Source organism: Rhizobium sp. LjRoot30, from assembly GCF_964253915.1.
Classification (GTDB): domain Bacteria; phylum Pseudomonadota; class Alphaproteobacteria; order Rhizobiales; family Rhizobiaceae; genus Metarhizobium.
In genome coordinates this window covers 30413-44099 of record NZ_CAXUSG020000001.1, presented here as the reverse complement: position 1 = coordinate 44099, position 13687 = coordinate 30413, and the positions used below count along the sequence as shown (strand labels likewise).

Here is a 13687-nt window from a genome sequence, read left to right as displayed (position 1 = left end):
TTTTTAGAATTCGATATCGTCGCCGGGCAGGATGTCGCCCTCGGCGGATTCGGCAGCGGCCGGCAGCGCCTGGTTTTCTTCCTCTTCCGCCTCGGGCGCACGGATGCGCACGTCGATGATCCTGGCGCCGGGGAAACGCGACAGGATGGCGGCAACGTCAGGGTCCTGGCGGGCGTCCTGCAGGCGGGTCGCCTTGTCGCTTTCTTCCGCCTCGGTGAGCGTCGGTCCGCCTTCCTCGCGGCTGAGGATCACCATCCAGCGGATGCCGGTCCATTCCTCCAGCCGCTTCTGCAGCTCGCCGACCATCGATTTCGGCGCATCGGCTTTCAGATTGATCTCGATGCGGCCGGGTTCGAGGCTGACGAGGCGCACGAAGGCGCGCAGCAAAGCCCGAAGTTTTGGATCGCGGTTCTTGGTGCAGAGGTCGGCAATGTCGGCGAGCGAGGCAACCTTGACCTTTGCCTCGGGCTGCGCTGCAGGCGCCATCTCCACCCGGCCGACCGGCGCAGGCTCAGGCCGCGTTTCCGGGGTCGGCACGGCACGAAGCATTGTCACGGGGGCCGTCACCGGACGCGGCGGCGCGGTTTCCGCCGCTCTTGCCAGAACCGAAGACTGATAAGCAACCGGCGTGCCGCCGCCGCTGCCGGAAGGCGCCGGGGACCGCGGTGCGGGCGCCTCGCCCGATGCCAGTTCGGCCAGCCGTCGCGCCGCATCTTCCGGTGACGGCAGGTGGGCTGCATGCGCAAGCCGGATCAGCACCATTTCGGCAGCACCCGCCGGCCGCGAGGCCGTCTCGACCTCGGGAATGCCCTTCAGCAACATCTGCCAGATGCGCGACAGCGTCGTCACCGCGATGTTTTCGGAAAATTCCCGGCCGCGCGTACGCTCGATCTCGCTCAGCGATGGATCGTTGACCGCTTCGGGCACATATTTGAGGCGGGTGACCAGATGGGTGAAATCGGCAAGATCGGTCAGAACGACGCTCGGATTGGCGCCGGCCTCGTATTGGGCGGAAAATTCCTGCAGGGCCGCGGCGACATCGCCCTTCACCACATGCTGAAACAGATCGACGATGCGGGCGCGGTCGGCAAGGCCGAGCATGGCGCGCACGGCATCGGCCTCGACCGCGCCGCCGCCATGGGCGATCGCCTGGTCGAGCAGCGACAAGCCGTCGCGCGCCGAGCCTTCGGCGGCCCGCGCAATCATCGCCAGCGCTTCCGGATCGACGGAAATCTTTTCCTTGGCGGCAATCGTGGAAAACAGCCCGACGAGATCCGCAGCGCTGATGCGACGCAGGTCGAAACGCTGGCAGCGCGACAGGACCGTGATCGGCACCTTGCGGATTTCCGTGGTGGCGAAGATAAATTTCACATGCTCCGGCGGTTCTTCGAGCGTCTTCAGCAGGCCGTTGAAGGCCGCCGTCGACAGCATGTGCACTTCGTCGATGATATAGACCTTGTAACGCGCCGACACCGGCCGGTAGCGCACCTGCTCGATGATTTCCCTGATGTCGTCGATGCCGGTATGCGAGGCGGCGTCCATCTCGATGACGTCGACATGCCGGCCTTCCATGATCGCCTGGCAATGTTCGCCGGGCAGGCGCAGGTCGATGGTCGGCTTGTCGATTTCGGCGGTCTTGTAGTTCAGGGCGCGGGCGAGAATGCGGGCGGTGGTGGTCTTGCCGACGCCGCGCACGCCGGTCAGCATGTAGGCCTGGGCGATACGGCCGGTCTCGAACGCATTGGTGAGCGTGCGGACCATCGGCTCCTGGCCGACCATGAGATCGGAAAAATCCTTGGGGCGATATTTGCGCGCCAGAACGCGGTATCCGGCGCCGCCCTGGCCCGCCTGCGCTGTTGTCGGTTCGGTATCGCTCATCGCCCTGCCAGCGTTGTTGGATGACCCGGACCGCCGGGCATGGGCCTGGCCATGTGAAAACGCAGGCCAAACGAAAGAGGTGGGAGGCTGGAACGATGACCCGTGCCGGGTTCGTTAGGGCTGCTTCCTTCCGGACCTGACCCGGTTGGCGAGCGGCGCGTCCACCACCAACCTCCCGCCGCACATATCGGCAATATCGTCAGCAATTGCAAGCCAGCGCGTCAAAAAACTGCTAGAGATGAGGAAATGTAAGAGGAGGCGAAGCTTGCAAGGCTTTGAACTGGACGGAAGATTGGCCCGCGACAGCGAGTTGCTGATCAAGTTCGGCCTGACGCAACTGCGGCTGCAGAACGACCGTCGCTGGCCCTGGCTGGTGCTGGTGCCGCAACGCAACGGTCTTTCGGAGATCTTCGACCTCACCCCGCTCGACCAGGCGCTCCTGACCTTCGAGACCAATCTGGTGGCCACCGCGCTGAAGAAAGTGACGGGTGCGACGAAGATCAATATAGGTGCTCTCGGCAACATCGTGCGCCAATTGCATGTGCATGTGATCGCCCGGACGGAAGGCGACGCCAACTGGCCGGGACCCATCTGGGGACACGGCACGGCGGAGGCCTACGATACGCAGGAAAAGCAGATTTTCATCCGCAGGATACTGGAAGCTCTCTGACAATGAAGACCTCTATTTTCGACACCGATGCGCCGCATCCGGAAGCCAGCAGCCTTACCGCCTTTTCCGAAAACGACCTTGCCCGCGATTCCGAACATCGCGACGACGATTGCGTCGAAAAGGCGCTGGCGGTGGACGGCGCCCATATCTTCGCCTTCACCGGCAACCGGCTGATCCTCAAGCATGACGGCCAGGTGCTCGATCCGCTGTTCGCCCCTTACGAACTGGGCGAACTGCAGCCGGATTTCGATAATGCCGTGCTGCTCGGCCATCGCAAGTCGGGCGAACCGCGGCTGGCCGTGCCTGTCGGCATCGCCGAGGATAAACTCGCCAGCCACTACAAGCCGACGGATGGCCGCACGCTTTTCCGCGACCAGCTGGTCGGCGATGCGCTGCTCGGCGAATTCGCGCAAGGGTCGGCGCTTTTGACCTGGAACCGCGACAACCGTTTCTGCGGTCGCTGCGGCGGCGCCATGGAACAGAAGATCGGCGGCTACAAGCGCGTCTGCAGCGCCTGCGCCCACATGATTTTTCCGCGTACCGATCCCGTCGTCATCATGCTGGCGATCGATGTCGAGCGCGACGTCTGCCTGCTTGGGCGCAGCCCGCATTTTACCCCCGGCATGTATTCCTGCCTTGCCGGTTTCGTCGAGCCCGGCGAAACGATCGAAAATGCCGTGCGCCGCGAGACGCTGGAGGAAGCCAACATCCATGTCGGCCGCGTGCGCTACCATGCCTCGCAGCCCTGGCCGATGCCACATTCGCTGATGATCGGCTGTTACGGCGAGGCGACCTCCTTCGAGGTGCGCCGCGACGAGGCGGAGCTGGAGGATTGCCGATGGTTCACCCGTGAGGAAACGGCCGAGATGCTGGAGCGCGCCCAGGGCACCGGCCACAGTTCGCCGCCGAAAGGCGCCATCGCCCACCGACTGATGCGCGACTGGGTGGAGTGGAAACGCTGATCCGGTGACCGTCGCCCGTTCCGAACGGTTGCTGGCCCTGCTGCAGGCGCTGCGCCGCCACCGCCGGCCGGTGAGCGGTGCGACGCTGGCGGCGGAAACCGGCGTCAGCCTGCGCACGCTTTACCGCGACATCGCCAGCCTGCAGGCGCAGGGTGCCCATATCGAAGGCGAGGCCGGGCTGGGTTACGTGCTCAAGCCCGGTTTCATGCTGCCGCCGATGATGTTTTCGGCCGAAGAAATCGAAGCGCTGGTGCTCGGCTCGCGCTGGGTGGCGAAGGTGGCGGACGGCAAGCTCGCGACCGCGGCGAGCGATGCACTGGCAAAGATCGCCGCCGTCCTGCCCGCCGATCTTCGCGACGAGACCGATACGTCAACGCTGCTCGTCGGCCCCCGGCGGCAGCAGCCTGTGGAGATCGATCTTGCGATGCTGCGTGGCGCCATCCGCCGGCAGGATGTCCTGCATCTCGTCTATGCCGACGAAGCCGGCGCACGATCCACGCGCTTCATCTGGCCTTTCGCACTCGGCTTCTTCGAGGAGGTGCGCGTGCTCATCACCTGGTGCGAGCTGCGTCAGGATTTCCGCCACTTCCGCACAGACCGCATGATCGCCATCGAAAGCGCCGGACGGCGCTATACGAAACGACGGGCGACACTGCTCAAGCAGTGGCGGGAGGTCCACGGCATGACCCATGATATGTGAGGCTGCTGCCACGATCTGACAGCAGCTGCGTCTAGGGTCGCTGCATCCACAACAAAGGAGCACGACCCATGACACTGCCCAATCTCATCATCCTCTACGTCAAGGATACCAAGGCAAGTACCGCCTTCTACCGCAAGCTTTTCGGCCGCGATCCCGCCTTCGAAGCCCCCAACTTCACGGCATTTCCGCTCGACGGCGGTTTCACCCTTGGTCTCTGGGCGGAAGCGAACGTCAAGCCGCAGATGCCGGGTTCCCGTGCCCGCGGCGAGATCGGCGTCACCATCGCCGGCGACGGTGCCGTGGCCGCGAAATACGAAGAATGGAGGACCGAGGGCTACGATATCGAACAGCCGCTGACGGCAATGGACTTCGGCCCGACCTTCGTCATCAGCGATATCGATGGCCACCGCATTCGCGTTTGTGAGCCGGATAAATAATTTCCGGAGAATTGCGCGCCACCCTTCTTCCCCGCGGGAAGAAGGGTGGCGTTGTTGCCAAAGCTTACAGATCGCCGCGCATCGGATGGCCCTTGTAGACCCCGAGGATGCGGACTTTCTCCGAGAAGAAGCGCAATTCCTCCAGCGCCCGGCGCACGTTCGAATCGTTGGGATGGCCCTGGATGTCGGCATAAAACTGCGTCGCCACGAACTTGCCGCCAAGCTGGTAGCTCTCGAGTTTGGTCATGTTGATGCCGTTGGTGGCAAAACCGCCGAGCGCCTTGTAGAGCGCCGCCGGGATGTTGCGGACGTTGAAAACGAAGGTGGTGACGATCATCTCCTCCGGCGACGTGCGCGAGATCCAGTTCTCGTCACGCGACAGGATGACGAAGCGGGTGACGTTGTTTTCCGTGTCCTCGACGTTTTCGGCAATGATATCGAGGCCGTAGAGATCGGCAGCCAGCCGCGGCGCGAGAGCCGCCATCGTCCGGTCGCCGCGTTCGGAGATCAGCTTGGCGGCACCGGCGGTATCGCCGGCAACCACGGCCTTCCAGCCGTTGTGACGGATGATCTTGCGGCACTGACCGAGCGCATGGATATGGCTATGCACGGTGCGGACCTCGTCCTTGCTGACGCCCGGCAGAACCATCAGCTGGAAGCGGATCGGCATGAAATATTCGCCGACGATGTGCAGCCGCGATTCCGGCAGCAGATAATGGATATCGGCGACGCGGCCGGCAATGGTGTTTTCGATCGGGATCATCGCCAGATCCGCCTCGCCGCTTTCCAGCGCCACGAAGGCATCCTCGAAGGTGGCGCAAGGCAGCGGCTCCATCGAGGGGAACATGTCGCGGCAGGCCATGTCGGAATTGGCGCCGAAGTCGCCCTGGAAGGCGATGCGGTTGGTCTTGGCTATCATGGGATTATCCGTCAGAGAGTTCGCGCGGCGAGCATATGCCGCGCCTTTTCGAGGTCGGCGGGAGTATCGACGCCGAGCGGCACCGAGTCAACGATTTCGACATCGATGCGCATGCCCGCTTCCAGCGCGCGCAACTGCTCGAGCGATTCGCGCCGTTCGAGCGGCGACGGCCCGAGCGAGACGAATTTTTCCAGCGCCCCGCGCCTGTAGGCATAGAGGCCGATATGGTGATAGAGCGGCCCCTTGCCGTAGGGTGCGGTGGCGCGGGTAAAATACAGCGCCTTGAGCCGGCTGTCGGAGAGCGGCGAACCGACCACCTTGACGATGTTCGGGTTGAGCTTGTCTTCCTCGTCCCTGATCTCGACCGTCAACGTGGCGATATCGACCTCCGGCGTCTCGAGCGGCCGGAGCGCAGCGCGGATGGTCTCCGCCTCGATGGTCGGCAAGTCCCCTTGCACGTTGATGACGGTTTCGGCGCGGCCTTGCGGATCGGCGGCCTGCAGCGCTTCAAAAATGCGATCCGAGCCGGACTGGTGGTCGACCCGCGTCATCACCGCCTCGAAACCGGCTGCCGTCACGGCGGCGAAGATATCGGCATGGTCGACGGCGACGATGATTCGCCCGACGGCGGCCTCCTGGGCGCGCCGCGCCACCTGGACGATCATCGGCTGGCCGTCGATATCCGCCAAGGGCTTGCCCGGCAGGCGCGTCGAGGCCATCCGGGCCGGGATCAGAACCAAAGTTCGCTCAAAAATCTCTTTATTCATGGGCCGGCCTTCTAATCCCCGGAAAAAGGTGGCAAAAAGTCTCAGTCCGGTGATGACAATCACTGTTGCAACTGCGGATCAAAAGACATAGGTTCCGCGCGATTTCAAGATGGGACCGGTTTCCGGTCTGGCGGGGTGCAAGGGGAGCATTTGTAGATGAATTCATACGTGAATATGGGCGTTGGCGCGTTGCTTGGCACCGTCTTTGTCCTGATGTCCGTGTCCATCGCCTCGGAAGGGATTTTCCACTCGCCGGAGCCCGAGAAGGAAGGTTTTGCCATCGTCGCCGAAGAAGGCGCGAGCGAAGGTACCGGTGGTGAAGCTGCCGCCGCCATGACACCGATCGCGGCGCTTCTGGCCAAGGCTGATGCAAAGGCCGGCGAAGCCGTGTTCAAGAAGTGTCAAAGCTGTCACACCGACACCAAGGACGGACCCAACAAGACGGGTCCCAATCTTTGGGGTGTCATCGCTCGTCCGATCGCTTCGCATGAAGGTTTTGCATATTCGGCTGCCATGAAGGACTTTTCCAAGGGCGGTTCTGTGGTCTGGGACTTTGACCACATGAACCACTTCCTGCTGGCGCCGAAGAAATTCGTTCCGAACACGGCCATGGGTTTTGCCGGCCTGAAGAAGGACGAAGAGCGCGCCAACCTGATCCTGTATCTGCACACCATGTCCGACAGCCCGGTTCCGCTGCCCGATCCGGCCGCTGCCGATACGCTGGCTGTGACGCAGTAAGCTTCGGTACCACCGCTATTTTCAAAACCCGGCCGCGAAAGCGGGCCGGGTTTTTTGTTGTCCACCTCACTGCCCGAGCAGCAGGCTCCAGAAGGTGACCGAGATGACGCCGACCGCCGTCGTCATGGTGATGGTCGAGGCAGCCAGGCTGTGGCCAACGCCAAAACGATTGGCGATCAGCCAGGCATTGACGCCTGTTGGCACCGATGAGGTCAGGACCATCGCCGCCGTCCATTCCGGACTGAGGCCGATCAGGCGGCTTGCCGCCCACACGCTTGCCGGCAGAAGCAGCAGTTTTAACACCGACATAGTGGCGGCGATGCCGACATTGCCCGAAACACCGTATTTGCGCAGCGCCATGCCCAGCGAAATCAGCGCCGCCGGACCGGCCATTCCAGCGATCTGATCCACCACTGCCTTGGCGACGCTCGGCATCGGCAGGCTGGTAAGGTGAAAGGCAACGCCGGCCAGGAGGCCGATAACCAGCGGATTGCGAACGAGGTTGATGCCGATCTGGCGCAGCAGCAGGACAAAACTCCGCCTTTCGCCCCCCTTTTCCTTGCGCTCGGCATTTTCCATCAGCACCGTCCCGACGATCATCATGACGGGCAGGTGCACGGCGAGCAGGATCGAGAGCGCAACCACCCCGTCATCACCGACCGATCGACCGACCAGCGGCAGGCCGATGAAGACGTTGTTGGCAAAGGCGGAGGAGACGCCGGCCAGGACGCCGATACGCGAATCGCGCTTGAACACCTTGGTTGCCAGGATGTGCCCCGCTGCCCAGGTGACCGCCACGCCGGAAAAATAGGCGATCCACAGCCGGAACGGTGAAGCGCCATGGAAATTCGCCTCCGCGATCGTGCGGAACAGCAGCACCGGCACGGCGATCTTGAAAACGAAATCGCCGAGCGCATCGCCGATGCCGTCTTTCAGCAGGCCGGTGCGGACGATCAGCCAGCCGATCAGGATCAGGATGAAGACGGGAAGAACATTGAGCAGGATGGGAGACATGCGCGGAAGGCTTTCGCAGGCGAAGGTCCTTCGGCTGTAAAGGAAGTTGCCGCGCCGCACAAATGCTTTGGCCCCGTCGGCGGCCGGATGCCGGACAAACAAAAAGCAGGGGAGTGACCGCCCTGCTTTCCATTGCCGGTCCTGCCGGCTATCGAGCCACTTGCTGCTGCCAGTTCATCCGTGGTCAGCAGAAGCAACGTCGAAATGCGGGTCATTCATGACCCGAACGCCAACCGGAGACCCGAAGGTTCCGTACATGTCGGCGACACTTGAAATGCACCATAAGGGCGAAACGTGACGCAAGTATGACGCGCATGAATTTTCGCCGCCGCCTGCAAACGTTCTTTTTTCTTCCAAACTTCCAAGAATCCGCTATGACCAGACCCCGGCTATCACCCATAGGCCCGACACGGGCGGTCAACTCCGGGATCTTCTCTTCATGGCGAAATTCGACGTTCTCACCATTGGCAATGCCATCGTGGATATCATCGCGCGTTGCGACGACGCTTTCCTCACCGAGAACGCCATTACCAAGGGCGCCATGAACCTGATCGACGCCGAACGGGCGGAACTGCTCTATTCGCGCATGGGACCGGCGCTCGAAGCCTCCGGCGGCAGCGCCGGCAACACGGCGGCGGGCGTTGCCAATTTCGGCGGACGCACCGCCTATTTCGGCAAGGTGGCCGAAGACCAGCTCGGCGAGATCTTCATCCACGATATCCGCGCCCAGGGCGTCTACTTCGAAACCAGGCCGGAAGGCACCTTCCCGCCCACAGCCCGCTCGATGATCTTCGTGACGCCGGATGGCGAGCGCTCGATGAACACCTATCTCGGCGCCTGCGTCGAACTGGGTCCGGAGCATGTCGAGATCGACGTCGTCGCCGAAGCCAAGGTGACCTATTTCGAGGGGTATCTCTGGGACCCGCCGCGCGCCAAGGAAGCCATTCTCGACTGCGCCCGCATTGCGCATGAAAACGGCCGGGAAATGTCGATGACGCTCTCCGACAGCTTTTGCGTCGGCCGCTACCGCGCCGAATTCCTTGACCTGATGCGCAGCGGCACGGTGGACATCGTCTTCGCCAATCGCGACGAAGCCCTGTCGCTCTACGAGACCGACGATTTCGACCTGGCGCTGACGAAGATTGCCGCCGACTGCAAGCTGGCCGCGGTGACGATGAGCGAGGACGGCGCGATGATCGTGCGCGGCGACGAGCGCATCCACGTGCCGGCGACGACCATCAACCAGCTGATCGACACGACCGGCGCCGGCGACCTGTTCGCCGCCGGTTTCCTCTATGGTTACACCCAGGATCGTTCGCTGGAAGATTGCGGCAAGCTCGGTTGCCTGGCGGCCGGCATCGTCATCCAGCAGATCGGCCCGCGGCCGATGAGCTCGCTGTCGGATGCCGCAAAGGCCGCCGGTCTTATTTGAAGGCTTCGCCGGGATAGGCGCCCCAGACTTCCGTCTGCGCCACCCAGCCATCGGTGCCATCGGCATCGGCATGGCACCATTCGCCGTTGCATTCGCCGACCTTCAGCACCACGCCGGGCTCGACCTTGGCGATGACCGTGCCCGAAGGCTGCGGATCGCGGCGCATGTTGACGAAGATCGCCTCGCCCTTGCCGCGCATCCACGGGGCGGCGATTGCCGTGCGTTCGCCGGACAGAAGCGAATGGTTGACCCAGCCTTCCGTACCGTCGGCATCACGGATGCGGCGCCAGTTGTCATATTCCTGGATGATCTCCACCGGCAGGCCCGACTTCAGGTACATCCACGAGACGGCATAGGCCGTGCCGGGGCCGACCCGGAGATTGACTTTTTTCGACTTCAGGCTCACGAAACGCGGCAGCGGCAGGCCGCTGGCGCCCTTGGCGGCGCTCTGCGCTTCGGCGCTTGAAAAGCTGGCCGCAAGCACGGCCAGGCCGATGGTGAGGGCTATGCTGGATCTGACGAGAACACGACGCATGGTACTTATCCGTTGTTCCGGTTTATCGAAGGCTTATGATTTGATTTCCTTACCTTTCCCGGCTTCGCCCACAAAACCGGCGGCTGTGGCTGCGAGTTTTGTTTGTCTTCGCGGGCGGGAATGATAGAAAATGCCCTGAACGGGAGAATTATCGCCCATCTTGGTTAAAGACCTCTGAACAAGGCACCGAACGGCCACCATGACAGCGAAGAAAAAACCCAAGGTCTACATCACCCGCAAGCTGCCGGATGCGGTGGAAACGCGCATGCGCGAACTCTTCGACGCCGAGCTGAACATCGACGACACGCCGCGCTCGCAGCCGGAGCTGGTGGCGGCGGTGAAGGGCTGCGACGTGCTGGTGCCGACCGTCACCGACCGGATCGATGCCGCGCTGATCGAGCAGGCCGGCCCGGACCTGAAGCTGATCGCCAGCTTTTCCAACGGCACCGACCACATCGACGTCGAGGCGGCGGCCCGCAAGGGCATCACCGTCACCAACACGCCGAACGTGCTGACCGAAGACACCGCCGACATGACCATGGCGCTGATCCTCGCCGTGCCGCGCCGGCTGGCCGAAGGTGCGCGGGTGCTGACCGACAAGCCCGGCGAATGGGCCGGCTGGTCGCCGACCTGGATGCTCGGGCGGCGCATCTGGGGCAAGCGCATCGGCATCATCGGCATGGGCCGCATCGGCACCGCCGTCGCCCGCCGGGCAAAGGCTTTCGGCCTGTCGATCCATTACCATAACCGCAAGCGTGTCAGCCCGGCGACCGAAGACGAGCTGGAGGCGACCTACTGGGACAGCCTCGACCAGATGCTGGCGCGTGTCGATATCGTCTCCATCAACTGCCCGTCGACGCCGGCGACCTTCCACCTGCTCTCGGCCCGCCGCTTGGCGCTTTTGCAGCCGACCGCTTATCTGGTCAACACCGCCCGCGGCGACGTGATCGACGAGGCGGCGCTGATCAAATGCCTGCGCGAAGGCAAGCTCGCCGGCGCCGGACTGGACGTCTTCGAAAACGAACCGGTGGTCAATCCGAGGCTGGTGAAGCTGGCCAACGAAGGCAAGGTGGTGCTTCTGCCGCATATGAGTTCGGCGACGATGGAAGGCCGCGTCGACATGGGCGACAAGGTGATCATCAACATCCGCACCTTCTTCGACGGCCACCGCCCGCCGAACCGGGTGCTGCCAGGACGATAAGCGGCGCCACCTGCGCCCTCACAGCACCTTGCGCATCTCGACGAAGGTGACGCGCGAAAAACCGGGATGGCGGCGCTCTGCCGTCCGCTCGAAACCCCAGGCGCCGAACGTCGCATGGTTTTCCGCAAGTTCGATGCGGGTCTCCAGCCGCAGCGCCGGGAGCGACAGTCCTCTCGCCGTTTCCTCCGCCAGTGCCAGCAGCGTCCGGCCGAGGCCTTTTCCTTGCCGCGCTGGCAGGACGGCGAACTTGCCGATATAGAGGCAATCCTTCTCCGGCCGGCAGAACAGGCAGGCGACGGGCCTGCCCTCCTCCTCGATCACATAACCGATTTCCGCCCGTGCCTTTTCGGCCAGCAGCGCCGGCGTCAATTTCAGCGCCGAAGACGGCGGATCGATGCGGCCATTCATGAAGGCAAAGGCCTCGAGGATGAGATCCAGCAACTCCGGCCAGCGCCGGTAGCCATCATCCAGCCGAAAGGCAGTGCTCATGCCGGCTGGCGCGCCCGCCGGCGCTTGTATTTCACCGTGTCGAAGCGGGCGGTCAGCGAATCATACATCAGCAACCGTCCGACCAGCGGTTCACCGGCACCGGTGACCAGCTTGATCGCTTCCATGGCCATTAAGGTGCCGATCACCCCCGTCAGCGCGCCGATAACGCCGGCTTCGGCGCAGGAGGGCACGAGGCCAGCCGGCGGCTTTTCCGGAAACAGGTCGCGGTAGGACGGGTAAAGTGCGCCTTCGGCATCGGCCTCATAGGGTTTCAGCACCGTCAGCGAGCCGTCGAAGCGGCCGACAGCACCGGTCACCAGCGGGATTTTTGCCATTTCCGCCGCATCGGCGGCCGCATAACGCGTGTCAAAATTGTCCGAACCGTCGATCAGGAGGTGGAAGCCGGATAATTGATGGCTTGCAGTTTCGGCCGAAAAACGCTCTTCAAAACGGACGACTGTCACATGCGGGTTAAGCCGGGTTATCGCGTCAGCAGCACTTTGCGACTTCAATTCACCGATCGTGCTGGTGTCGTGGATCACCTGCCGCTGCAGGTTGGAAAGCGAGACGCGGTCGTCGTCGGCGATGCCCAGCGTGCCGACACCGGCGGCGGCGAGATATTGCAGGATCGGCGCACCCAGCCCGCCGGCGCCGATAACCAGAACGCGGGCGCGCTTCAGCCTCTGCTGGCCGGCGCCGCCGACTTCCGGCAACAGGATATGGCGATGGTAACGGGCGATTTCTTCGGAGGTGAGCGTGTCCATGGCCGAGCTATAGCACCCTTCAGGCGCACGCGAAACGGCCGGGGGATCAGCCCTCTACGGTACCGCCCGAGACCGTGAAGAACTGCGCGCGCTCGCCAAGAGCTGCAAACATCGCCCGGTCGGTACCCGTCATGAAGGCTTGCCCGCCGAGCCCATCGACGAGGTCGAACAGGGCGGCACGGCGGCCTTCGTCGAGGTGGGCGGCGATTTCGTCGAGCAGCAGCACCGGCGCATGGCCGGTCATGTTGGCGACGAGGCGGGCATGGGCGAGGATGAGGCCGACCAGCAAGGCTTTCTGTTCGCCCGTCGAGCACCGTTCGGCCTCGATATCCTTGGCCTTGTGGCGCACCAGCAGGTCGGCGCGGTGCGGGCCGTCCAACGTGCGGCCGGCGGCGGCATCGCGATGGCGGCCGTCGCGCAAAAGCGCAGCATAATCGTCCTCGAGATCGATGGCCGGGCGGTCGAACTGGTTGTCGAAAAAGCCGGAGAGTTCCAGCACGGCCGAAGGGAACGGCATTTCTTCGTGCCGCTCGTCGATGAGCCGGCTCAACAGGCCGAGCATTTCCTGCCGCGCCAGCGCCATGGCGACGCCGAGGCTCGCCATCTGGCTTTCGATGCCGGTGAGCCAGGCGGGATCGAAGCGGCCCTCCGACAGTAGGCGGTTGCGGCTACGCATCGCCCGCTCGAAATCGCCGGCGCGGCGGCCATGCGCCGGGTCGAGCGACAGGACCAGGCGGTCGAGGAACCGGCGGCGATCGGAAGAGGTGCCGGTGAACAGCCCGTCCATTGCCGGCGTCAGCCACAATACGCGCAGGTGGTCGGTCAGTTCGTCGATGGTTTTCACCGCCGTGCCGTTGAGACGGAGTTTGCGCGAGGTCGATTCGTCGTTGCTCTCTATGCCGGTGCCGATCGCCACTTCGCCTTCCATGCCGTCGACATCGGCAAAGATGGTGAAGCCGGCTTCCGCGCCGACGCGGGTGATGTCGGCATAAGCAGCGCGGCGCAGGCCGCGGCCGGGAGAGAGGAAAGAGACGGCTTCGAGCAGGTTGGTCTTGCCGGCGCCGTTATCGCCGGTCAGCACCACATGGCGGGCGTCGAACGTCAGCGCGACTTCCGCGTAATTGCGGAAGTCCGTGAGCTTCATGCGGCCCAGGCTGACCTTGTGCACCATATCTTCATCC

At 63.5% G+C, this 13687-nt stretch carries 15 protein-coding genes and 1 other RNA gene; 7 read left to right on the top strand and 9 right to left on the bottom strand.

Annotation, left to right across the window (positions count from 1 at the left end; translation table 11 throughout):
* Positions 1 to 3 precede the first annotated feature (3 nt).
* Positions 4 to 1878 carry a DNA polymerase III subunit gamma/tau gene (locus ACSQ3I_RS00210; protein ID WP_435995161.1) on the bottom strand — a complete coding sequence of 625 codons (1875 nt, stop codon included), beginning with the start codon at positions 1876 to 1878 and terminating at the stop codon, positions 4 to 6.
* Positions 1879 to 1957: 79 nt separating this feature from the next.
* An RNA gene (gene ffs, locus ACSQ3I_RS00205) (signal recognition particle sRNA small type) lies at positions 1958 to 2054 on the bottom strand.
* A 62-nt stretch (positions 2055 to 2116) separates the two neighbouring features.
* Between ffs and ACSQ3I_RS00200 the strand changes: the two genes are divergently transcribed.
* The 4 genes from ACSQ3I_RS00200 (at position 2117) to ACSQ3I_RS00185 (ending at position 4647) form a co-directional block, all read left to right on the top strand.
* Entirely contained in the window at positions 2117 to 2548 is a 432-nt protein-coding gene (locus tag ACSQ3I_RS00200) for an HIT domain-containing protein (RefSeq protein WP_435995159.1), read from the top strand.
* A gap of 2 nt (positions 2549 to 2550) precedes the next feature.
* Positions 2551 to 3510: an NAD(+) diphosphatase gene (gene nudC / locus ACSQ3I_RS00195; RefSeq protein WP_435995157.1), complete on the top strand. Its 960-nt coding sequence runs from the start codon at positions 2551 to 2553 to the stop codon at positions 3508 to 3510.
* A 4-nt stretch (positions 3511 to 3514) separates the two neighbouring features.
* Positions 3515 to 4210: a helix-turn-helix transcriptional regulator gene (locus tag ACSQ3I_RS00190; RefSeq protein ID WP_435995155.1), complete on the top strand. Its 696-nt coding sequence runs from the start codon at positions 3515 to 3517 to the stop codon at positions 4208 to 4210.
* A 68-nt stretch (positions 4211 to 4278) separates the two neighbouring features.
* On the top strand, positions 4279 to 4647 hold the full coding sequence (locus ACSQ3I_RS00185) for a VOC family protein (protein WP_435995153.1): 369 nt from the start codon (positions 4279 to 4281) through the stop codon (positions 4645 to 4647).
* Between the two features lie 64 nt (positions 4648 to 4711).
* Here the strand turns inward: ACSQ3I_RS00185 and ACSQ3I_RS00180 are convergent, their stop codons facing one another.
* A complete protein-coding gene (locus ACSQ3I_RS00180) occupies positions 4712 to 5566 on the bottom strand; it encodes a prephenate dehydratase (RefSeq protein WP_435995151.1) in 855 nt (284 codons plus the stop codon).
* 11 nt (positions 5567 to 5577) lie between these two features.
* On the bottom strand, positions 5578 to 6333 hold the full coding sequence (locus ACSQ3I_RS00175) for a 3-deoxy-manno-octulosonate cytidylyltransferase (RefSeq protein ID WP_435995149.1): 756 nt from the start codon (positions 6331 to 6333) through the stop codon (positions 5578 to 5580).
* Positions 6334 to 6489: 156 nt separating this feature from the next.
* Between ACSQ3I_RS00175 and ACSQ3I_RS00170 the strand changes: the two genes are divergently transcribed.
* Positions 6490 to 7071 carry a c-type cytochrome gene (locus ACSQ3I_RS00170; RefSeq protein WP_435995147.1) on the top strand — a complete coding sequence of 194 codons (582 nt, stop codon included), beginning with the start codon at positions 6490 to 6492 and terminating at the stop codon, positions 7069 to 7071.
* A 66-nt stretch (positions 7072 to 7137) separates the two neighbouring features.
* On the opposite strand, the gene ACSQ3I_RS00165 is transcribed toward ACSQ3I_RS00170, so the two are convergent.
* On the bottom strand, positions 7138 to 8085 hold the full coding sequence (locus tag ACSQ3I_RS00165) for an AEC family transporter (RefSeq protein WP_435995145.1): 948 nt from the start codon (positions 8083 to 8085) through the stop codon (positions 7138 to 7140).
* Between the two features lie 439 nt (positions 8086 to 8524).
* Between ACSQ3I_RS00165 and ACSQ3I_RS00160 the strand changes: the two genes are divergently transcribed.
* Positions 8525 to 9517: an adenosine kinase gene (locus tag ACSQ3I_RS00160; RefSeq protein WP_435995143.1), complete on the top strand. Its 993-nt coding sequence runs from the start codon at positions 8525 to 8527 to the stop codon at positions 9515 to 9517.
* Here the strand turns inward: ACSQ3I_RS00160 and ACSQ3I_RS00155 are convergent.
* Positions 9510 to 10052: an SH3 domain-containing protein gene (locus ACSQ3I_RS00155; protein ID WP_109458615.1), complete on the bottom strand. Its 543-nt coding sequence runs from the start codon at positions 10050 to 10052 to the stop codon at positions 9510 to 9512. The genes ACSQ3I_RS00160 and ACSQ3I_RS00155 overlap by 8 nt on opposite strands.
* A gap of 199 nt (positions 10053 to 10251) precedes the next feature.
* Here ACSQ3I_RS00155 and ACSQ3I_RS00150 point away from each other — a divergent pair, with 199 nt between their 5' ends.
* A complete protein-coding gene (locus tag ACSQ3I_RS00150) occupies positions 10252 to 11253 on the top strand; it encodes a 2-hydroxyacid dehydrogenase (protein WP_435995141.1) in 1002 nt (333 codons plus the stop codon).
* An 18-nt stretch (positions 11254 to 11271) separates the two neighbouring features.
* On the opposite strand, the gene ACSQ3I_RS00145 is transcribed toward ACSQ3I_RS00150, so the two are convergent.
* Genes ACSQ3I_RS00145 through recF form a run of 3 tightly spaced genes read right to left on the bottom strand, consistent with a single transcriptional unit; the run spans position 11272 to position 13677 of the window.
* Positions 11272 to 11742 carry a GNAT family N-acetyltransferase gene (locus ACSQ3I_RS00145; protein WP_435995139.1) on the bottom strand — a complete coding sequence of 157 codons (471 nt, stop codon included), beginning with the start codon at positions 11740 to 11742 and terminating at the stop codon, positions 11272 to 11274.
* Positions 11739 to 12506, bottom strand: a complete 768-nt coding sequence (locus ACSQ3I_RS00140) for a molybdopterin-synthase adenylyltransferase MoeB (protein WP_435995137.1) — start codon at positions 12504 to 12506, stop codon at positions 11739 to 11741. The genes ACSQ3I_RS00145 and ACSQ3I_RS00140 overlap by 4 nt, the downstream gene beginning before the upstream one ends.
* 46 nt (positions 12507 to 12552) lie before the next feature.
* A complete protein-coding gene (recF, locus tag ACSQ3I_RS00135; protein WP_435995135.1) occupies positions 12553 to 13677 on the bottom strand; it encodes a DNA replication/repair protein RecF in 1125 nt (374 codons plus the stop codon).
* Between the last annotated feature and the right edge of the window lie 10 nt (positions 13678 to 13687).